A 21,155-nucleotide genomic window follows, 5' to 3' on the forward strand; every position below is an offset into this window, starting at 1 on the left:
GGACCCCTCAGCGCGGCAGCTGCGCGCGCATGCTCTCGATCAGCTGGGGGCTGAGCGCGCCGCCGACCTGCTGGCCCAGCGTCGCCATCTCGTGGCCGATCAGCCCGATGTCGCTGCCGGCGGCGGTCAGCACCGCCAGCACCGCGCCCTCGCGCAGCGACGTCAGGACGATGTAGCCGTTCTCGTAGGCCACCATGACCTGCCGGAGGGCACCGCCGTCGAACACCCGGGACGCGCCGCGGGTGATCGACGCGAGCGACGACGCGACGGCTGCGACGCGGTCCGCCGTGGCGCGGTCCAGCCCCTCGGACGCGGCGATGAGCAGCCCGTCCACGCTCACCACGATTGATTCGATCACCCCCGGCGTCCGGTCGGTGAACGAGGTCAGGAGCCAGTTGACGTCGGTCCCGGTGTGCATCATTCAGCTCTCTCGTGTGGGGAAGGGGGTGGACCAGCCCGAACCGGCGCCCGGCCGCGTCGGACCGCTCCGCGGCGGCGTCGGCCGGGGCTGCTCGGCCACCGGCGGGGCGGGGGCGGGTTCCGGGACCGCCGGTCGGGCCGCCGACGAGGCGGGTGCCGGCGCGGTGGGCGCCTGCGGAGCGGCCGGCGCGCCGGCGACCGGGGTGTCGGGCTCGTCACCGGAGAGCCCGGCCATCAGGGCGCTGATGGCGAGGGGGTCGAGGTCCACGGTGCGCCCGCCGGACGCCGCGGAGAAGCTGCAGGACGGCGTTGCCTCCTGCGCCTCCCGGCGGGGGAGGCCGGCGCGGTGCGGCAGGTCCGCGACGGGCGCGGGCTCGACGTCGTCGGGCAGGTCGGGCGGGGTCGCGATGTCCGCGTCGAGCAGCTGGCCGAGGGCCGACAGGGCGTCGCCGGAGGACTCGAGCGCCGGCGAGCGCGTGGGGGACGGCAGGGCCCGGTCGCGCACCTCGCGCGCAGGCGCCACCTCCCTCGCGGGGAGGCTTGGGATGCCCGGCACCTCGTCCTCGGTGACGACCGCCGGTGCCGCGGCGGCGGACGCGGCCTGCCCCTCGAACAGCGCGCGCGGGACGAGCACCTCCACGACCAGGCCCTCGCCGTCGTCCCCGCGGTCCACGTCCACGGCGATGCCGAGGCGGGTCGCGAGGAGGCCGACGACGTACAGGCCGAGCCGACGGGACTCGGCGGCCTCGAGCAGCGGCGGTTCGGCGAGCCGCCGGCGGGCGTCGGCCATGTCCGCCTCGGCCATGCCGAGTCCCCGGTCGGCCACGCGGACGAGGACGCCGTCGTCCACGGCGTGGGCGGTCACGGTGACCCTCGTGGTGGGCGGGGAGAACTGCGTGGCGTTCTCGATCAGCTCGGCGAGCAGGTGGCTGAGCGGCGTGGCGGCGTACCCGACGACCTCGTCGTAGAGGCTCACGCGGACGTCCACCCGGGCGTACTGCTCGATCTCCGCGGCGGCGGTCCGGACGACGTCGACCAGCGGCACCGGCGTGGTCTCCTGGCCCCCGGGGAGGCGACCGGAGCTGAGGAGGAGCAGGTTCTCCGCGTTGCGGCGCATGCGGGTCGCGAGGTGGTCCAGGCGGAACAGCTGGGCCAGTTGGTCGGGGTCCTCCTCACGGTCCTCGAGGTGGTCGAGCAGGGCGAGCTGTCGCTCGACGAGCGCCTGCTCGCGCCGCGCGACGTCCTCGATGGTCCGGGTGACGCCAGCGCGCGTGGCCGCCTGGTCGGCGGCGACCCGCGTCGCCTCCTCCGTCGAGGCCTGGATCGCACGGGCCAGGTCACCCAGCTCGTCGGTGCGGCCCACCAGCTCGACCGAGGCCTCGTCGGAGAAGGCGACGACCTCCGGCTGCCGGCCGTGCGCGATCACCTCCACGGACTCGGGCAGGGTCGTGCGGACGGTGTCGGCGACGGTGGTCAGCTGCCGCAGGGGGAGGAGGACCTTGCGCTGCAGCACCAGCAGGACCAACCCGACCAGCGCCAGCACCACCAGCGCCAGGCTGCCGAGGGACGCGGCGTCGGCGACCGCGCCGGTCCGCACGGCCGCGGCCTCGTCGACCGCGCTGGCAGACCAGCGGAGCTCGAGGTTGCGCAGCGCCTCGGCGTTCGCCGCGGTCACGTCGGCCGCGGACCGCCCGTCCCCGGTGCCCTCGACGAGGTCCTCCGCGGAGGGGATCTGGTCGACGATCGCGGCGAGCTCGGCCTGCTCCGCCGTGTCGAGCAGCCCGGCGGCCACCCGGGCCCAGCTGCGCTGCTCGGTCACCGCGACGGTCAGCAGCTCGGCGGCGACGTCGTCGTCGATCGCGTCGGCCGTCGTCAGGACGGCCACGTCACCGGCCCGGAACGCGGCGTCCTTCAGGTGGCTGATCGCACTCGACGCGCGGAGGCGGTCGGTGACCGCCGGCTCGTCGATCGCCTCGGTCACCGCGACGTCGACGGCGAGCAGCGCCTCCACGGGACCCTCGAACGAGCCGATGATCGACCGGGCGTCCGCCCGGCCACCGGACATGTTGAAGCGGAGGGGACCCAGCGCCGCCAGGCTGTCCTGCGCCTCTGCGTGGGCGGCCAGCACCTGCGGTGCGGTCGTGGCCAGGTCCAGGGCACCGATCGTCGCGTCGACGTTCGCCTGCGAGCCGTCCACGCGCTCGCGGGCGGCGATGAGCGCCTCGGTCTCGACGCCGACCCGCTCGCCGGCGGCCCAGCCGGCGACGGTCTCGAAGCTGCGGGTCCGCTCCAGCTGGAGGCTGTGGAGCAGGTCGCGCTCGGCCTGGGACGCGCGGGTCAGGGCCTCGATGTCAGCGGTCCGGCTCACCACGCCCAGCGCGTCGACCAGCCGCAGGCCCGCCACCACGACGAGGATCGCGGCGGGCACGGCGAGGAGCGCCACCAAGCGCGTGCGGATGCTGGTACGTGCGAGCATTCACCTGGTCCGATCGGGGGTCGCGTGACGGGCGCCCGGAGGCGCTCGGGGACCTGATCGGCTCGCTCAGCCCCCACCTTGAGGATCGGTCCCCGCCGATCCGACGGACATCTCCTCGAGCGCGCGGGGCAGCTCCTCGATGCGGTCCTTCGGCACGAACGGCACGCCGAGGTCGCGGCGGTGCCGCTCGAGCTCGGGCGGCGCCATCACCGACCAGAAGACGAACGCCTGGAAGGGCCGGTGCCGCCGGACCTGCTCGACGACCTGCGGGCCGGACACCGCCGGCATCATCACGTCGCAGAGCACCAGGTCGGGTTCGTCCCGGAGGATCCGGTCGATGGCCGTCGCCCCGTCGTGGGCCGTCCCGATCACGCGCAGCGGTCCGCCGCTCGCCTCGATGATGCGCTCGGCCAGCAGCACCATCGCCGGATCGTCGTCGACGATGAAGACCGTCCGCACGTCCCCGTCGCGCGCCACCGTGACCGGAGGGGGGGCCGCTGCCAGCGGCAGCTCGCGACGCTTGCGGTGCCGCTTGTCGGCCAGCATCGTCTGGTCGGCGCGCGCCAGCAGCTCGAGGTCGACGCCCTCGTCGGGTCCGGCGACCGCCCACCCCACGCTCGCACCCAGCCCGACGCGACCCACCGCCGTCGTGTAGGGCTCCCCCAAGAGGTCCTGGATCCGGTCGCCGATGCCGGCGAGCTCGGACTCCGCCGCGCCGGGGTCGAGATCCTCGCACAGCACCACGAACTCGTCGCCGCCCACCCGCGCCGCGGTGTCGGCGGCCCGCAGCACCGTCCGGAGGCGCAGGGCGACCTGGACCAGCACCTCGTCGCCGGCGGCGTGCCCCAGGTCGTCGTTCACGGCCTTGAACCCGTCGAGGTCGACCATCAGCAGCCCGGTGGCGCTCCGGTGGCGCTCCGCGGTGCGGCGCGCCCGACCCATCCGGTCGATCAGCAGGGTCCGGTTCGCGAGCCCGGTCAGGCTGTCGTAGAGCGCGCGGTGGCGGAGCTGGGTCGCCTCGGCGGCTGCGGCGTGGTCGGCCTCCACCTCGTCGGTCACGTCCCGGGTGGTCACGACCATGTGGGCGTCGTCGGTCGCGTCGAGCTGCGGCAGGGTCCTGATGGTGAGCGCGTGCCAGTGCCGGCTGCCATCGGCGCGGATCAGGCCGTACACCTCGTCCTCGATCGCCTCCCCCCGCTGGGCGCGCACCAGCGGCATCTCCTCGGGATCCAGCAGGCGACCGTCGCGGGACAGGATCTGGGCGTCCATCTCCTCGGCCGTCCGACCCACGCCCGGCTCGCCGGTCCACCCGAGCAGCGCCCGACCCGCCGGGTTGATGCTGATCGTCCGCAGGTCGGCGTCGACCAGCATGACCCCCTCGGCCAGCGCGTCGAGGATCGACGCCGCCTGCTGCTGGCGGGCCAGGGCGACGCGGTGGCCCCGCCGCGCCTGCTCGGCCTTCAGGTACGCGGCGGCGACCACCAGCCCGATCATCACCAGCAGGGCCTGGGCCGACCGCAGCTGGCCGAGGTCGGCGTCCGCGATGCGCAACCCGACCCCGGCGGTGAGCCCGACGAACGCCGGGATGGCTGCTGACTGCACCAGCGTGGTCTGCATGGCCGCGATCGGGGGGATCGCCAGGCACACGAGGAAGGTGCTCGGCACCTCGGCGTCGACGGCCAGGAGCCCGATGGTCCCGCCCGCGACCGCCGCAGCCACCGCCAGACGGCTGCGGCCGCTGCGGTCGCCGCCGACGTCGCCGAACGCGAGGCCGATGGCGAGCGGCAGGACGGTGGTCAGGCCGACGATCGCGGCGACGAACTGGCCGGCCACACCGGTCGTCGTCCCGGCGACGGCGCTCCCGAGCCCCTCGGCTGCCAGCGGGACGACGAGCATGGACAGACCGGGGACGATCAGCAGGCGGGGGTCCTCCGGCGGGGTCGTGACCCGGCGGTGCGCCGGGAGGGCGGCCAGGCCGTAGACCGCCAGCGCCACCGCGACGCCGAGGGCCCTCGCCGGCGAGGGAGCGGCGCCCGCGACGAGGAGCTCGACGACGCCGCCGGTCGCCGCCACCAGCGGCAGCGACCACCAACCGCAGATGATCACGGCCGCGCTGGCCACCGCCGGGCCGACCGACCACAGCGGCATCCCGTCGACGGTCACGAGCGCCGACACGAGCCGCCCGACGACGACCGCGAGCACGATCAGGACCCCCACCGACACCGTGGGGGAGGTCGCGCGACGCGACAGCGTCTCCATCCGCCTCTCCGATCGGCCTGCGGCCCCGCCAGGTGAGCCGGTCATCGAATCGTGCGGACCCTACCCGGAGTCGCCGCGGTTCAGGCCAGCGGGCTCAGGTCAGGGCGGCTCAGGTCAGGTAGCCGTCCAGCAGGCGGCGCGCCGCCGCGGTCGGCGTGGTCGTCCGGGCGCGCACCTCCCCCAACGCGTCGTCCATCGCCGCGGCGGCCCGCGGGTCGGACCGGAAGGCGCGGAGCAACCCGTCGGTGACCTCGTCCTGCAGCCACCCGACGTCCTGCTGGGCGCGGAGCGGCTCCAGCTGGCCGGTGTCGCGCAGGTGGTCGGCGTGGGCGCGGACGGCCGCGGCCACGTCGCCGATGCCCTCGGCGCGGAGCGCAGAGGTCAGCAGGACCCGGGGCTCCCAGCCGCGGTGGCGGCGGCGGAGCAGCGCCAGCCCCTGCCGCGCGTCCGCTGCCGCCGCTCGCGCGGCCGGCAGCAGGTCCCCGTCCCCCTTGGTCACGACGATGAGGTCGGCGAGCTCCATGACCCCCCGCTTGATGCCCTGCAGGTCGTCCCCGGCGGCGGGGGGCAGCAGCAGCGCCATCGTGTCGACGATCCCCGCCACGGCCGTCTCGGACTGCCCGACGCCCACGGTCTCCACCAGCACGTGGTCGAACCCGGCGGCCTCGCACAGGAGCAGCACCTCCCGGGTGCGCCGCGCCACGCCGCCGAGGGCCCGCCCGTCCAACCCGACCGAGGAGGGGGAGGGGCGGATGAACGCCCCGGGCCGGGCGGCCAGCTCCGGCATCCGGGTCTTGTCCCCGAGGATCGACCCGCCGGACTGCGTGGACGACGGGTCGACGGCGAGGACCGCGACGCGCTGGTCGAGGTCGTCGACGAGGTGGAGCCCGTAGGCCTGGACGAACGTCGACTTGCCCGCGCCCGGCGGGCCGCTGACGCCGAGCCGGACCGCGGTGCCCGTGTGGTCGAGCAGCGCGTCGAGCAGCGCCGCCGCCTCCTCCCGGTGGTCGTCGCGGGTCGACTCGACCAGCGTGATCGCCCGCGACAGGGCCCGGCGGTCGCCGGCGACGATCCCGGCGGCGAGGTCGTCAGCCGGCACGCCTGCGCCGCAGGATGGCCAGCACGTCGCGGGCCGCGGTGGTGATGTTCGTCCCGGGACCGAAGATCGCCGCCACGCCCGCGTCGCGGAGCGCCTGGTGGTCACCCGGCGGGATCACGCCGCCGCAGACGACCTCGATGTCGTCCGCCCCCTGCTCGGCGAGCTGGGCGAGCAGCTGGGGCACCAGCGTCTTGTGCCCCGCGGCCTGGGAGGAGACGCCGACGACGTGCACGTCGTTGTCGACCGCGTCGCGCGCCGCCTCGGCGGGGGTCTGGAACAGCGGGCCGACGTCGACGTCGAAGCCCAGGTCCGCGAACGCCGTCGCGATCACCTTCGCGCCGCGGTCGTGGCCGTCCTGGCCCATCTTGACCACCAGCATCCGCGGGCGGCGTCCCTCCTCCTCGGCGAAGGCCTCCACCTCCGCGACGACCGCGGCGTACCCCTCGTCCCCCTCGTAGGCGGCGCCGTAGACCCCGCTGATCGACCGGATCGTGGCCTGGTGGCGGCCGAACGCGGCCTCCATCGCGTCGCTCATCTCCCCGACGGTGGCGCGTGCCCGGGCGGCGGCGACGCACAGCTCGAGGAGGTTCGCGTCACCCCTCGCCCCCTCCTCCAGCGCCGTGAGCGCCGCACGGCAGGCGTCGTCGTCGCGCTCGGCGCGGACCCGCTCCAGGCGGGCGACCTGGGACTCGCGGACCTTGGTGTTGTCGATGTCCAGCACGTCGACGTGGTCGACGTCCTCGGGGACGTAGCGGTTGACGCCGACGACGACGTCCTCGCCGCGGTCCACCCGGGCCTGCCGGCGGGCGGCGGCCTCCTCGATCCGCAGCTTCGGCATCCCGGACTCGACGGCCTTCGTCATGCCGCCGAGCTCCTCCACCTCGGCGATCAGCTCTCGCGCCCGGTCGGCCAGCGCGGCGGTGAGCGACTCGACGTACCAGCTGCCGCCGAGCGGGTCGATCACGTTCGGGATCCCCGTCTCCTCCGCCAGGATGAGCTGGGTGTTGCGTGCGATGCGGGCGCTGAAGTCCGTCGGCAGGCCGAGCGCCTCGTCGAAGGCGTTCGTGTGGAGGGACTGGGTGCCGCCGAGGACCGCCGCCATCGCCTCGACGGTCGTGCGCACGACGTTGTTGTAGGGGTCCTGCTCGGTGAGGGACACCCCCGAGGTCTGGCAGTGCGTCCGCAGCATCGACGACTTGGGGTCCTGGGGGTCGAACTGCGCCATCAGCTCGGCCCACAGCAGCCGGGCGGCCCGCAGCTTCGCGACCTCCATGAAGACGTTCATGCCGATCGCGAAGAAGAAGGAGAGGCGCGGGGCGAACGCGTCGACGTCGAGGCCCGCGGCGATCGCGGCGCGGACGTACTCCACGCCGTCGGCGAGCGTGAACGCGAGCTCGAGGTCCGCCGTCGCCCCCGCCTCCTGCATGTGGTAGCCGGAGATCGAGATCGTGTTGAACCGCGGCATCTCGCGGCTGGCGTAGCCGATGATGTCGCTGACGATCCGCATGGACGGGCCCGGCGGGTAGATGTAGGTGTTGCGGACCATGAACTCCTTGAGGATGTCGTTCTGGATGGTCCCGCTGAGCTTGGCGTGCTCGACCCCCTGCTCCTCACCGGCGACGATGTAGCAGGCCAGGATCGGCAGCACCGCGCCGTTCATCGTCATCGACACGCTCATCGTGTCGAGGGGGATCTGGTCGAAGAGGATCCGCATGTCCTCGACGGAGTCGATCGCCACCCCGGCCTTGCCGACGTCCCCCTCCACCCGCGGGTGGTCGGAGTCGTACCCACGGTGCGTCGCGAGGTCGAAGGCGACGCTGAGGCCCCGCTGCCCGGCCGCGAGCGCCCGCCGGTAGAAGGCGTTGGACTCCTCGGCGGTGGAGAAGCCGGCGTACTGCCGGATGGTCCACGGCCGGTTCGCGTACATCGTCGCGTACGGGCCGCGGGTGAACGGCGCGAACCCGGGCAGGCCGGTGTCGGGCAGGTCGGCGACGTCGGCCGCGGTGTACAGCGGCTTCACGTCGATGCCCTCGGGCGTCCGCCAGCGCTTCTCGCCCGGCGGCGTGCCCCCGAACTCCTTCGTCGCCCTCGACTCCCAGGCAGACAGGTCATCCATGCCGCTCAGGCTAGGGGAGGGCGGGTCGCGTGGGGGAATCGGCGATGTTCGGCGCGATCGGGGCCTACGTCGCCTGACGGCGACGTTCGGCGCGATCCTGGCGGGAGGTGCGCCTCAGCGGTGCAGCCAGCGGCGCAGCGTCGGGTCGAGGGCCTGGGCGACCCGCGCCTCGTAGGCCGCCAGGTCCGACGGGGCCAGCGCCGCGGCGCCCTCGCCCGACCGGCCGGCGCGGAAGAACGCGCCGCGATCCGCTAGGACGCCGAGCGAGTCGGGCGCGAGGTCCTCGGCGCGGGACCGCATCGCGGCGAACGACGTGGCGCGGACGACCGCGTCGATGTCGGCGGCCGGCGCCAGGTCGAGGGCGGCTGCCAGCCGACGCACCTCGGCAGCAGGGTCCGCGGCGAGGTCGGCGTAGTGCACCAGCACCACCCCCGGGTCGTCACGCCGGCGCCAGGCGTCGGCGAGGTGGTGGAGGACGCCGGGCAGGCTGTCGAGCGCCTCGACCGGGTCCGGATCGGCGTGCACCCATCTGGACAGCCAGGTGGCGAGGGGTTCGTCGCTCGCCGCGCGGGGTGCGGCGCCGGTCAGCTCGGCCAGCCGGACCCGGTCGATGTTGCGGCGCTGGTGGTACAGCGACACCGCCGCGTCGAGGGGGTGGCGCGCGACGACCACCCGGTGGATCCGCGGGTCGTCCGGCAAGCCGTCCAGCGGTGTGTGGGACTTCACCACCCGACGGTGCGGTTGGGCGGCCAGGCGGTCGGCGACGGAGTCGATCGGCTCGACCAGGTGGTCCACCCAGGGGCTGAGCGCGTCCAGGCGGTCGGGCAGCGCCGGCCCGTGGACCATCGTCAGGAGGACGGCCTGGACCCAGGTCGTGCCGTGCTTGGACCGGGAGGAGACGATGACGTCGCCGGGGCGGAGGGGGACCGACGCCCAGCGGGCGCTGTCCTCGTCGGCGGACCGGTACCGGCGCACCGGAGGCGGCTAGGACCGGCGCGCGGCCTCGGCGCCCCCATCGACCCCGGCCTCCGCGTCGGTCAGGTCGATGACCCGACCGCCCCCGACGTCGGCGACGGCGGCCGCGAGGGTCTCGAGCAGGCGGTCGATCTGGTCGTCGGACTGCGCCAAGGTGTTGGTGAAGCGGATGCCCGCGCGACCCATCGGCACGACGGGGAACGACGACAGGTTGACCCAGAACCCGGCCTCCACCATGCGCCGGCCGACCTCTCGCCCGCGGTCGAACGAGCCGGTCTCGACGAACCAGATCGGGGTGCGGTCGGTGGACGTCAGGACCAGCCCGTGGGCTCGTGCGCGGTCGATGACCAGGTCGATCTGGGCCTCGATGCGGGCGCGGAGCTCCTCGTGCGCGTCGCTCAGCAGCAGGTCGGCGGCGGCCACCGCGGCGGCGAGGTCGGCCGTCTGGATCGGTCCGCCGAACATCAGCGGCCCGCCGCGGAACGCGACCTGCTGGGCGATCACCGGGTCGGCGGCCACGATCGCGCCGCCCGTGGCCCCGAAGGCCTTCGCGAACGACAGGGCCAGGACCAGCCGGGGGTGCAGCGCCCGGTCCTCGACCGCGACCCCGCGCCCGTGCCGGCCCGCCCAGGCGAAGCCGTGCGCATCGTCGATGTAGGCGTGGAGCTGGGGGTGGTCGTCGAGCAGGTCGATGACCTCCGCGTTCGGTCCACGGTCGCCGAACATCGAGTAGACCCCGTCGGCGACGTACCAGATCTTCTGGTGGGAGGGGGAGAGATCGGCCACCGCCTCCTCCAGGTCGGCGAGGTCGGCGTGCTCGACGGTGCGGATCGGCACGCGGCGGGCGGCGAGGACCGATGCCGCGAGGCGGAGGGAGGAGTGGGCCTGCCGGTCGATCAGGATCGCGTCCTCGTCGGCGATGATCGACGGCAGGGCGGAGAGGTGCCCGAGGGTCGTCGTGCCGGTCGCGATCCCGTGGGCGCCGTCGAAGATCCGCCCCAGCCGGTCCTCGAGCTGCGGGTAGTAGGGGAGGGAGGCGTACAGCCGGGAGGAGGAGAAGTGGACGCCGAACTCCTCGATCCCCTCGATCGCCGCCCGCTTCAGCTCCTCCCGACCCCACAGGCCCAGGTAGGAGCACGACCCGAAGTTCGCGAGCCGCCGACCCCGGATGGTGATCGTCCCGTCGTCGCCCACGGCCTCCACGGTCTGGGACAGCAACCCGTCGCGGGTGGCGGCCATGGCGTCGCGCTGCAGCTGCGCGGCGACGGTGTCACGGGTGCCGGGTCCGGTGGGGGGCATGGCAGATCACTCCTGCGGCGGGGGTCGGGCCGTGGTGCGTCGGCGTGACGCCAGGGACACCCTGCGTCGTCGTGGGGGTTCGGAGCGTGCCACACCGGTCCCTCCCCACATCGGAGGCGGTCCCAGGTGGCGTGGCGGACCGACCCACCGGTCCGCGTCGGCAGCGAGATGGACCCCACCGCCGCGTTCCTCGGCCGGCGGCTCTCCTACACCTACGAGGTGGTGGAGAAGGAGCTGCTCGAGGGTCGATGATCTCCGGCGGCCCGGTCCGTCGGGACCGGTGGGAGACGTCGATGGCGAGGAGGCAGCGGTGGCGGGTCGGGGCACCGAACCGGTGGAGGGGGTGGTCACGTCCGCGGACGGGACCGCGATCGCGTGGCAGCGGATCGGATCGGGACGGCCGCTGGTCCTGGTGGAGCCCGCCGGCGGGTACCGGGACTTCGGATCGCTGCTGCCGCTCGCGAGGGCGCTGGCCGGCGACCGCACCGCGTACCGCTACGACCGGCGTGGCCGCGGCCTGAGCGGGAACACGCCGCCCTACGCGGTCGAGCGCGAGATCGAGGACCTCGCCGCCGTCGCCGATGCGGCCAGGACCGCGGCGGGGGGCGCCGTGCCGGTGGTGTACGGCACCTCCTCCGGCGCTCTGCTCGCGATGCACGCCGTGGCCGCGGGCGTGGCGATCGACCGCCTGGTGCTGTTCGAGCCCCCGCTCGACCCCGATGACGACCGACCGGCGGAGACGCCCTTCACCGCGGAGATCCGCCGTCTGGTGGCCGAGGGGCGGCGGAGCGCCGCGGCGGATGCGTTCCTCGCCGGCGTCGGGGTGCCCGAGGAGCTGGTGGAGGGGATGGGACCGGCGAAGGCGCAGCTCGACGCGGTGGCGGACACGCTCGTGCACGACTGCGTGATCTCAGACGCCACGCGTTCGCCGCTGTTCGCGGACGTCCGGGTGCCGACGCTCGTGCTCGACTCCGAGGGGAGCTCGGAGGACCTGACCGGGTGGGCCGCGTCGGTCGCCGCCGCGCTGCCGGACGCGGTGCACCGCAGCCTCTCCGGCGGGTGGCACGGGGTCGCCGAGGCCGACCTCGCGGCGGCGGTCGTGGCGTTCGTCGGAGGTTGATCGGTCGGGCGTCGCGGCCCTGTGGATCACCCGGGTTCCGGGACCGGGACTGTCACACCCTCGTGGTTCGATGTGGTCGTACAGGTGTTCGACTTGAACGAGGTGATCGATGTGACACAGATCGAGGGGCGGGAACCGCCGCCCCAGGGTGGTGACGGCGGGGCCCCGCCGTCGCTGACCACCGGGGTGGACATGTTGGCCGCTCTCGCCGCGGCGGCCGAGGCCCGCCACGCGGCGGAGGTCGCGCTGGTGGACGCGGTCGCGGCCGCGGACCGTGCCGGGGTGGCGGAGCCGCTGGAGGGGTTGCCGATGGACCTCCTCCTGGCCGTGGAGTACGGCTGGACCGCGGCGGAGCGGCGGATGCTGCTCGATGCCGGCGAGGTGCTCGCGGCGATGCCGGCGACGCGCGCGCTGTTCGCCGCGGGGCGGCTGTCCTGGTCCCAGGTCCGCGACGTGGTCGGGCGGGTCCGCCGGCTGGGCCGCGAGGGCCGGGAGGTGGTCGACGAACGCCTGGCCGTCAGCATCGACCTCGTCGACCGGATGGACCCCGACCAGGTCGGCTGGGCGGTCCAGGACGCGGTCGACGACGTGCTGGCCGCTCGGGTGAAGGAGTCAGCGGAGGATGCCGCCGACCGCGACACCTTCCTCGCCATCCAGCTCGGCCTCGACGGTCGGGGTCGCCTGTACGGCGAGCTGTCGGCCGCCGACACCGCCACCGTCGTCGGCGGGCTGGACCGCACCGCGAGCCGGGCCGATGCCGACGGCGACCGTGACGCCGGCGACGACGGCCACGACGCCGGGGGTGAGGGGCACGGCGGAGCCAGGCGCTGTCGTCGGTCCCGCGCCACCCGTCGTGGCCGTGCGCTCGTCGACCTGTGCGCGGGTGCCCTGGACGGCCGGACGACGACCGGGCGGCGGGTCCCCGCCAAGCCGCTGCTCATCGTCCACGTCCCCCTGGACCGGATCGAGCAGACCGCGACGGGGCTGCTCGACCTCGCGGTCGCCGGACCGCTGCCGACCGTGTCGGCGCGCACGGTCGAGGCGCTGGCAGCTGACGCCGACGTCCAGGCGGTCGTCTTCGACGGGGCACGGCCGCTGGCGGTCACGGCCAGGGTGCGGGCGGACGACATCCCCACGGACACGCGGACCGCTGTCGCCGCGCGTGACCTGGGGTCGCGGGAACCGGGCCGCCGCACCCCGGCCGGCTTGGGCCATGTGCACCACCTCGACGTCGAGCGCGGGCACGACCCGGACAACCTGGTCACGATCAGCAGCCGCTGGCACCTGCGGGTCGTGCACCGCCACGGCTGGCACGGCCACCTCGATCCCACCGGCGGCGGTGTGGCCTGGACCAGACGCGGCCGCACGATCCGCACCGTCCCCCACCACACCCGGCTCCGGCCACGACCGGAGCACGACGAGTAGCACACCCCCGGGACCCGGGACGTGGGCACAGACCTGCCCGCGCCAGCCGGTGATCTGCCGAGGCGCCGCCCCGACGGGATCATCAGACCGTGAGACCGACCGCTAGCCCGCTCGAGCGGGTGCGTCGGCGTGCACGCACACCGGGCCGCGGTGCTGGCCGCCCACCACCTGCCGGTCCTGGACGGACACCTGACCACCACAGGTGGTCGGCGGTGCCGGAACCCCTACTCGGGGACGCGGGTCGCCACCCCGTCGAACCGGTCCGCCACGACCCCGAGGACCGGCGAGGCGAGCAGCGCGGCGACGAGCGGGGTCGCGCCGGCGACGAAGGTCCAGTGGTAGTCGACTTCGGTGTGCACCAGCCAGGCCCGGTCCGCCGGCCACCAGATCGCCGCGGGCAGCGCACCGTCCTCGATCGATCGGAGGTCGTCCAGCGACCCCTCCGCGAGCAGGTGACCCCGCTTCGCGGTCGGGAGGCGGGCGGCCCCGCGGAACGGCGCGACCTCCCCGTGGCCGAACCCGTCCCAGATCGCGACGTACACCTGATCAGGGGACCCCGTGGCCGAGCCGAGCACGCCGAGCAGCGCGTCGAGGACGTCAGGGTCCACCATCCCGACCGATGGCTCGAGGAGCCCCGGCACCGCGATGGGGACTCCGCGGTCGTGGAGGTCGTCGCGGTGGACGACCCCGGCCACCGCCGCCGCCCCCTGCGCGTTCGACCGACTCCGTCCAGGGGACCGCCTCGGAGCCACCGCCGGCGCGATGCCAGGGGTGCAGCACCCGGCACACGGCCTCGAACGTCGACGGGACGAACTCGCCGACCAGCTTCGGCCAGGCCCACGGTGTCAGCGCCGACAGCCACCAGTCGGCGACCGACCCGTCCGACACGGGCCTCAGACCCATCCCGGCCACCCCTCAGCCACGCGGCCGCACGTAGTGCCCGACGTCGGCGGGGCAGGCCCCTCCACCGGCGGTGGTCGTCCGGCGGGCGTCGACCTCGTAGGTCCAGTTGCGGTCCTGCAGCGACCCGAGCGTGTAGTAGGGGTAGCCGCCGTAGTACTCGGCTCTCGACTGCTCGGCCCACGCCCGGGCCTCGGGGTCCGCGCACGTGTGGAAGTTGACCATGTACCCGCCCTCGAACAACCGGAGCATCGAGTAGCCGGCCGGGTACTCCTTCGTCGACGCGCCCTCGTAGAACGGCAACGGCCCGGTCGAGAGCGGCGACCGCGTGGCGTTGGTGCGGTGCGTGTGGCCCTGGTACACGCCGACGACGGACTCGCCCGCCCCGGCGAGGATCTCGCGGAACGCCGCCGATCCCTCCACGTCGCTCACCCCCGCGATCGCCGGCGGCAGCCCGACGAGCTGGTTCTCCTCCCCGGCCGGGTGGTGGACCAGGACGAACGCCGGCTCGTCCGCGGCGACCAGGGACGCCTCCAGGAACTCGAGCTGCTCGGTCGGCAGGGTCCCGGTGTTCGTGGGATCGGTCGAGGAGTCCAGCCCGACGAAGCGCCACCTGGTCGTCGGGCTGTCCGCCACCACCGTGAACCGCGACGTGGCCGATCCGGGCGCCCAGGAGTCGGCGAACGTGGCGTGGAAGGTGTCGCGGAAGCCCTCGAACCCCTCGACCGGGGTGCCCGACCCGTACCCCTCCCCCTGGTGGGCCCGGTCGTGGTTCCCGCGCGTCACCCAGTACGCCGGCGGGTCGCCGGCCGACACGAGGAAGTCGCCCGCGGCGGTCCGCCGGCAGCTGCCGAGCGTCCCGAACGCGTCGAGGGAGGCGCGGACCTCCTCGAGCGCGGCCGGCTCCGCCTCGTTCGTCAGGTCCCCGTTGACCATCAGGAACCCGGCCCCCCGCCCGATGGCCTCGGCGATCGCGGCGTTGCCGGTGATCCGCCAGTACGGGTTGTCGGGGTCCACGCGCAGGCCCGCGGGGAAGCCGTCGGGGAAGACGGGGTCGGGCAGGTCGCCGGTGACGATGCCGCTGATCAGCTCGCCGAAGTGCATGTCGTTGAACCACGCGACGCGCAGGACCTCCGCGCCCGGCGGGGGGACGAGCGTCGTGAACGTCCCCAGGTTCGAGAGGTCGAGGCCGCTCAGGTCCTCACCCGTCACCAGCAGGCGGAGGGGGTGCAGGTCGGCCGGGTCGAACGTCGTCGCCAGGGCGGGCACGCCGGCGGACTCCGCGCGGAACCAGTAGCGGGTCCCCGGGGTCAGACCCGTGAGCTCGACGTGGTGGTACGGCGTCGGGTCGTGGGCGGCGACCTCCTCCCAGGACGACGGCGCCGGCGACGTGCCCAGCAGCACCCGTCCCGGCGCGGCCACCGGGGCTGGCCGGCCGTAGGGGTCCAGGTCCGTCGGGTCGCCCGTGTACCACGTGAGCGTCGCGGTGGTGTCGGTCACGGTGACCAGCTCGAGGTGCATCGGCACGGCCGTCCCCGCCTGGCTGAAGCCGGCGAGGCCGGGACCGGACCGCACGGCGGCGCGGGCTGGTGCCCGCCCCCACCCGGCCGTGGGGGCGGCGACCGTCGCGCCGACCAGGCCGGCGTAGGCGAGGGCCTGGCGGCGGGTGAGGGGGACGCCCACGGGTCTGCTCCTGGTCGTGACTGCGACGTCCGCACGCTACCGGCGGCTGGTGGACCGCCGGTACCCCCTACGCTCGGATGGGTGGCAGACCACGACGACGACCCCCGCCCAGATGACCCCCGCCCAGTCCCGGACCCACCCGCGCACGGACCCGTCGACGACGGCGAGCTCGGGAGCGGCAGCCTCGCGGAGGTCGAGGGGGTGGGCCCCGCGGGGGACCGGCGGGCCGCGCGCCTCGAGCGCCTCCTCGACATCCCGATGGCCGTGCTCGCCGGGGTGTGGGCGCTGATCGTGGCCTACGAGCTGGTGGCCCCCCTCGACGACCTCAGCTGGATCCGCACCGCCAGCAACGTGATCTGGGGGATCTTCGCGGTCGAGCTCGTCGTGAAGCTGGCGGTCGCCAGCAGCGCGGCGCGGTTCCTCCGCCGCAACTGGCCGGCGGTGCTGTTCCTGGTCCTCCCGGCACTGCGGGTGGTCCGGGCCTTCCAGGCGCTCCGCGTCGTCCGCCTGCTCCCGGCCGCGCGGGTGATCGGCTCGTCCTACCGGGCGGTCGGCACCGCGCGCGGGCTGCTGCGGGGTCGGCTGCAGTTCCTCGTCGCGCTCACGGCCGTCGTCGTGTTCGGCGGCGGGCAGCTCATCTACGTCCTCGAGCGCGGGCGGGCCGACGGGGTGTCATCGCTCGGCGACGCGCTGTGGTTCGCCGCCAACGCCGCCGTCACCTCGACGCTGGTCTTCGACCCCGTGTCCCTGGCCGGCCGCCTCCTCGCCCTCGTGCTGTCCGCGTACGCCGTCGTGGTCTTCGCTCCCTGGCCGCGACCCTGGGGGCGTTCTTCGTGGAGTCCCGGCAGGAGCGCGCCGCGTCCGAGGGCGACGTCGCGGGCTGACGCGGCCACCCCCGCCCTGACCCCGGCCGGAGGGGCCCTCGCCGGCCCTCGCACGAGGTGGAAGGATGGACGCGATCCCCATGAGCACCACCCCCGCCGACGCCGCCCCCTCCGCCCGCATCCTCGTCGTCGAGGACGACAAGACGGTGGCCGAGGTCGTCTCCCGCTACCTGACCCGCGAGGGCTACGACGTCGACCACGTCGGCGACGGCGCGGTCGCGCTCGCCAGGGTGCAGCAGGCCACCCCGGACCTGATCGTCCTCGACCTGATGCTGCCCGGCATCGACGGCCGGGAGGTCTGCCGGCGGGTGCGGGCGGTCAGCGACGTCCCGATCATCATGCTCACCGCGCTCGGCGAGACCGCGGACCGCATCGCCGGGCTCGAGATCGGCGCCGACGACTACCTGGCGAAGCCGTTCAGCCCCCGCGAGCTGGTCGCCCGGGTGAAGAACGTCCTCAAGCGGTCCCGGGGGTCCGATGCGGGTCCCGCCGCACCCGAGGCGCTCGAGGTCGGCGGGATCTCGCTCAACCGCAAGTCCCGGGAGGTCGTCGTGGACGGCCGGTCCGTCGACCTCACCCAGCGGGAGTTCGACCTGCTGGCCTTCCTCATGGAGCACCCGAAGGAGGTGTTCCGCCGCGAGGTCCTCCTCGAGCACGTGTGGGGCTACACCTTCGGGGACACGTCCACGGTGACCGTCCACGTCCGGCGCCTCCGCGAGAAGATCGAACCGGACCCCTCCAACCCGACGTTCGTGCAGACCGTCTGGGGCGTCGGCTACAAGTTCGGCGTGTGACGACGATCCGGCGCGCCGCCGTCGCCGGCCTGGTCGGCCTGGCGGTGGTCGTGGTGATCGCGTCGCTGCTGGGCCTGCCCGGCGACGACGTGCTCTCCGTCGTCCTGATCGCGGGCGGGGCGGCCCTCGCCACCGGCCTGCTCGGCGCGGGCGCCCTGCGGGTGCTGCGCGGCCGGTCCTTCACCGCCCAGGTGGTCGTCGTGGCCCTCACCTCGACGTCGGCGGTCACCGCCGGGGCGCTGGCGGGCGGCAACGCGATGTTCTTCGACGCCCACGACCTGCAGGTGCTCGCGATCGTGGTCTCGGTCGGCGCGGTCGTCAGCGTCGTCACCGCCCTGCTGCTCGGCGAGCGGGTCGGCGCGGCCAGCCGCTCCTTGGGCGAGGTCGCGCGGCAGCTCGGCGACCTCGACCACATGCCGGACGTGAGCGACTCCGACATGCCCGAGCAGCTGATCGCCGAGTTCAGCCGCATCGCCGACCAGCTGTCCCGCACCCGCGCGGAGCTCGAGGCGTCCCGCCAGCGCGAGCGCGCGACCGAGGCGGCCCGCCGGGAGCTGGTCAGCTGGGTGTCCCACGACCTCCGCACCCCGCTCGCGGGCATCAAGGCGGTGACCGAGCTGCTCGAGGACGAGATCGTCACCGACCCCGACGAGGTCCGCGACTACTACGCGACGCTGCGGCGCGAGACCGACAAGCTGGCGGCGCTGGTCGACGACCTGTTCGAGCTGAGCAAGATCGAGGCCGGCGCCCTCGCGATCGAGCCGACCGAGGTGAACCTCGGCGACCTGGTCAGCGACACCCTCGCGGGGGTGCTGCCGGTGGCGGAGCGCCGCGGCATCCGCGTGTACGGGCGGGTCGGCGATCCCGCGGCGTCGATCGTGGCCGGGCTGCCGGAGATCTCACGGGTCCTGCGCAACCTCGTGTCGAACGCGGTCCGCGAGTCCGTCGACGGCGGCGCGGTGCTGGTGGAGGCGCGGGTCGACGTCGGGGAGGACGACCGCCGCGTCGGGGTCCTGTCGGTGCAGGACACCTGCGGGGGGATCCCCCAGCACGTGATCGACCGGGTGTTCGAGACGTCGTTCCGGGGTGAGTCCGCCCGCACGCCCCGCTCCGAGGGCGGTGCGGGCCTGGGCCTGGCCATCGCCCGCGGGTTCGTGGAGGCGCACGGCGGCCGGATCTCGGTCGAGAACATCGCCGAGGGGTGCCGCTTCCGCGTCGAGCTCCCCGCCGAGCCCGCTCCGCCCGCGGACGCCGAGGCGGCTCCCGCGGCGGGGACGCCGATCAGCGCCGCCGTGCCGGACCGGTCGGCCGCATCGTCCCAGGGGTCAGGATCACCCCGGGGTTGAGGATCCCGTCGGGGTCGAGCGCCTGCTTGATCGCCGTCATCACCGCGATCTCAGCGGCGCTGCGGGTCAGCCCCAGGTGGGGGGCCTTGGCGATCCCGACCCCGTGCTCGGAGGCGATGCTGCCGCCGACGTCGGCGACGGCGCCCAACACCTGCCCTTCGACCTCTGGAGCGGCGTCGACGACGTTGACGTGGATGGTCCCCTCGGCGAGGTGGCCGAAGAGGATCGCGTCGGGCACCACGTCGGCGAGCTGGGCGGCGACCGCGCCCAGCCGCGCCGGGGGGATCGTGCAGTCCATCTTGGTCGCCACGCCCAGGGTGGCGATCGCCTCGGTGTGGGACTCGCGGTAGCGCCACAGCCGGCGGGCGTCCGCGTCGTCCAGGGAGACCGTGCCCGGGCGCTCGCCGATGACGGCCGCCAGCGCCTCGTCGTCCAGGTCGCCGAGCAGCTCGAGCAGCACCAGCCACGGCGGGTCGTCCGGCAGGGGAGGGGGCAGGCCGACGACCCGGCCGACCAGCGCGACGCCGCGGGCCTGCATGACCTCCGCGGCGTGCAGTCCGCCGAGCCGCCTGGCGGCCGCGGTGACCGCGAGGGCGTCGTCGGGGCCGGTGCAGCCGACCAGCACGACCGTGCGCCGGCGCGGCCGGTCGACCAGGTGGAGGGCGACGGCGGTGATGACCGCGAGGGTCCCCTCGCTGCCGGCGAGCAGGCGGGGCCAGTCGTAGCCGGTGTTGTCCTTCACCAGCCCGGGGAGGCGGCGGATCACGTGGCCGTCGGCGGTGACCGCCTCGAGGCCGAGCACCCGCTGGCGCATCGTGCCGTTCGCGACGACGTGGACGCCCCCGGCGTTGGTCGCCACCATCCCGCCGATCGTGGCGGAGTCCCGCGCCGCCAGGTCCACCCCGACCGACAGGCCCGCCCTGGCGACGGCCCCCTCGACGGCGGCCAGCGTCGCCCCGGCCCCCACCACGACCGAGGGGGTGTCGACGTCGACCTCGCCGATGTGGTCGAGGCGCCGCAGGCTGAGCAGCACCTCACCGCCGCGTGGCACCCCGCCGCCGACCAGGCCGGTGTTGCCGCCCTGCGGGACGACGGGTGTGCGGTGGGCGGCGCAGAGGGCGACGACCGCCTGCACCTCGACGGCGTCGGCCGGCCGGACCACCGCCAGGGCCTCGCCGCTGAACCGCCGGGTCCAGTCGGTCTCGTAGCCCGCCCGGTCCGCCGGCGCGGTCAGCACGTGGGAGTCGCCCACGGCGCGCCGCAACCCCTCCAGAAGCGTCCCGCCGGGAGGCGGGCTAGGCATCGTGGTGGGAGGCGAGGCTGACGCTCCAGTGCCGGCCGGGGACGACCGCGCCCTCCCCGGGCGCGCTGGCGAGCGCGATGTGGCCGGAGGTGTCGTCGAGGATCGCGGGCAGGCGGTGCATGCCGGCGCGGCGGGCCCACTCGGCCGGCTCGCTGCCGTCGGTGGCCAGCAGGGTCGCGGCGATGCACTCGGGGTGGTCGGCCAGCGCGGCGCCGAGGATCCCCTCGGCGGCGGCGGCGTCGACGGCCTGGTGGTGCAGCACCTGGAGGAACGTGGCGCCCATGGTCGACAGCGGGCGGGCCGCGAGCATCGCGGTGGTCCGCCCGCCGACGCGGCGCGCGTACAGGTCGTAGTCGTGCACGGGGTGGTCGACGATGCGCCACCGCCACCACATCCGGTCCGCGAGGACGCCGTCGACGTCGGTCGACCGGGCGAGGTCGTCGAGGTCGTCGGGCAGGGCGTCGACGCGCTCGCCCTCCGGTGCGGGCGGGGGTCCGAACGCGACCCGGGTGAGGGTCGCCGCGAGCGGCCGCGGGACGCCGCGCAGGTCGGCGAAGTCCTCGCCGACGGGCCGGAACCACCGCTGGGCGCGGTCCCGCCGCATCACGCCGGCGCCCTCGAGAGCGGCGATGGCCGCCGGGGTGGGCAGGGCGATGAGGAGGTCGAGGTCGCGCCCGAGGACCTCCTGCTGGCGGCGGGCCAGGCTGCCGTAGAGCCCCCGCCCCCGGTAGCCCCGCGCGGTGACGAGGTGCGCGATCCGGCCGATCCGGACCACCCGTCCCTCCACCAGCCCGAGGCCCGGGTACAGACCGGCGTGGGCGACGATGCGGCCGTCGTCCTCCCACACGAAGTTGTGCGGCGGGCCGTAGGGGTTGTCCCAGTACAGCCAGTCGTGGGCGGCCGGGTCGGCCAGCGCCGGCGGCGCGTGGGCGGTGGGGGAGTCCTCCCGCCCCGCGCGCTCGGCAGCCAGCAGGGCGCACACGGCGTAGCGGTCGGTGACCACGGCGGGCCGCAGGCGCAGGCCCCGGGACTTGCGGTCGTCGGTCGGCATCCCCG

16 protein-coding genes are annotated in these 21,155 nt (G+C 75.0%); 5 read left to right on the plus strand and 11 right to left on the minus strand.

Annotated elements, in window-relative coordinates; all coding sequences use genetic code 11:
* Positions 1-7 precede the first annotated feature (7 nt).
* From ACEQ2X_RS03285 to ACEQ2X_RS03315, 7 genes are all read right to left on the minus strand, one after another.
* Positions 8-421, minus strand: a complete 414-nt coding sequence (locus ACEQ2X_RS03285) for a roadblock/LC7 domain-containing protein (RefSeq protein WP_370324342.1) — start codon at positions 419-421, stop codon at positions 8-10.
* The gene (locus tag ACEQ2X_RS03290) at positions 422-2,896 is read right to left on the minus strand and encodes an ATP-binding protein (protein WP_370324343.1); all 2,475 of its coding nucleotides are present in this window, start codon (positions 2,894-2,896) and stop codon (positions 422-424) included. It abuts the gene before it with no gap.
* A 66-nt stretch (positions 2,897-2,962) separates the two neighbouring features.
* Positions 2,963-5,155, minus strand: coding sequence for a diguanylate cyclase domain-containing protein (locus ACEQ2X_RS03295; protein ID WP_370324344.1), 2,193 nt, complete (start codon positions 5,153-5,155; stop codon positions 2,963-2,965).
* Between the two features lie 109 nt (positions 5,156-5,264).
* Positions 5,265-6,254: a methylmalonyl Co-A mutase-associated GTPase MeaB gene (meaB, locus tag ACEQ2X_RS03300; RefSeq protein WP_370324345.1), complete on the minus strand. Its 990-nt coding sequence runs from the start codon at positions 6,252-6,254 to the stop codon at positions 5,265-5,267.
* Positions 6,244-8,370: a methylmalonyl-CoA mutase gene (scpA, locus tag ACEQ2X_RS03305; RefSeq protein ID WP_370324346.1), complete on the minus strand. Its 2,127-nt coding sequence runs from the start codon at positions 8,368-8,370 to the stop codon at positions 6,244-6,246. Before scpA ends, meaB begins: the two co-directional genes overlap by 11 nt.
* 114 nt (positions 8,371-8,484) lie before the next feature.
* Positions 8,485-9,345 (minus strand): sulfotransferase domain-containing protein, encoded by an 861-nt coding sequence (locus tag ACEQ2X_RS03310; protein WP_370324347.1) that lies wholly within the window; start codon positions 9,343-9,345, stop codon positions 8,485-8,487.
* A gap of 9 nt (positions 9,346-9,354) precedes the next feature.
* Positions 9,355-10,644 (minus strand): aminotransferase class I/II-fold pyridoxal phosphate-dependent enzyme, encoded by a 1,290-nt coding sequence (locus ACEQ2X_RS03315; RefSeq protein WP_370324348.1) that lies wholly within the window; start codon positions 10,642-10,644, stop codon positions 9,355-9,357.
* 126 nt (positions 10,645-10,770) lie between these two features.
* On the opposite strand from ACEQ2X_RS03315, the gene ACEQ2X_RS03320 reads away from it, so the two are divergent.
* From ACEQ2X_RS03320 to ACEQ2X_RS03330, 3 genes are all read left to right on the plus strand, one after another.
* Positions 10,771-10,896, plus strand: a complete 126-nt coding sequence (locus tag ACEQ2X_RS03320; protein WP_370324349.1) for a hypothetical protein — start codon at positions 10,771-10,773, stop codon at positions 10,894-10,896.
* Positions 10,897-10,924: 28 nt separating this feature from the next.
* The gene (locus tag ACEQ2X_RS03325) at positions 10,925-11,764 is read left to right on the plus strand and encodes an alpha/beta fold hydrolase (protein WP_370324350.1); all 840 of its coding nucleotides are present in this window, start codon (positions 10,925-10,927) and stop codon (positions 11,762-11,764) included.
* Between the two features lie 111 nt (positions 11,765-11,875).
* A complete protein-coding gene (locus tag ACEQ2X_RS03330; protein WP_370324351.1) occupies positions 11,876-13,189 on the plus strand; it encodes a hypothetical protein in 1,314 nt (437 codons plus the stop codon).
* A gap of 224 nt (positions 13,190-13,413) precedes the next feature.
* Here the strand turns inward: ACEQ2X_RS03330 and ACEQ2X_RS03335 are convergent, their stop codons facing one another.
* Both ACEQ2X_RS03335 and ACEQ2X_RS03340 read right to left on the minus strand, forming a co-directional pair.
* Positions 13,414-13,884: a hypothetical protein gene (locus ACEQ2X_RS03335; protein ID WP_370324352.1), complete on the minus strand. Its 471-nt coding sequence runs from the start codon at positions 13,882-13,884 to the stop codon at positions 13,414-13,416.
* A gap of 220 nt (positions 13,885-14,104) precedes the next feature.
* The gene (locus ACEQ2X_RS03340; RefSeq protein ID WP_370324353.1) at positions 14,105-15,772 is read right to left on the minus strand and encodes a fibronectin type III domain-containing protein; all 1,668 of its coding nucleotides are present in this window, start codon (positions 15,770-15,772) and stop codon (positions 14,105-14,107) included.
* Positions 15,773-16,736: 964 nt separating this feature from the next.
* Here ACEQ2X_RS03340 and ACEQ2X_RS03345 point away from each other — a divergent pair.
* Together ACEQ2X_RS03345 and ACEQ2X_RS03350 are read left to right on the plus strand one after the other, a co-directional pair.
* A complete protein-coding gene (locus tag ACEQ2X_RS03345; protein ID WP_370324354.1) occupies positions 16,737-17,450 on the plus strand; it encodes a response regulator in 714 nt (237 codons plus the stop codon).
* Complete coding sequence (locus ACEQ2X_RS03350; protein ID WP_370324355.1) at positions 17,447-18,796, plus strand: sensor histidine kinase; 1,350 nt, start codon at positions 17,447-17,449, stop codon at positions 18,794-18,796. The genes ACEQ2X_RS03345 and ACEQ2X_RS03350 overlap by 4 nt, the downstream gene beginning before the upstream one ends.
* On the opposite strand, the gene ACEQ2X_RS03355 is transcribed toward ACEQ2X_RS03350, so the two are convergent.
* Entirely contained in the window at positions 18,732-20,099 is a 1,368-nt protein-coding gene (locus ACEQ2X_RS03355) for an FAD-binding oxidoreductase (RefSeq protein ID WP_370324356.1), read from the minus strand. The two genes, ACEQ2X_RS03350 and ACEQ2X_RS03355, sit on opposite strands and share 65 nt — an antisense overlap.
* On the minus strand, positions 20,092-21,150 hold the full coding sequence (locus ACEQ2X_RS03360; protein WP_370324357.1) for a GNAT family N-acetyltransferase: 1,059 nt from the start codon (positions 21,148-21,150) through the stop codon (positions 20,092-20,094). Before ACEQ2X_RS03360 ends, ACEQ2X_RS03355 begins: the two co-directional genes overlap by 8 nt.
* Between the last annotated feature and the right edge of the window lie 5 nt (positions 21,151-21,155).

Origin of the sequence: Euzebya sp. (genome assembly GCF_964222135.1) — a bacterium.
In the GTDB taxonomy this organism is placed as follows: domain Bacteria; phylum Actinomycetota; class Nitriliruptoria; order Euzebyales; family Euzebyaceae; genus Euzebya.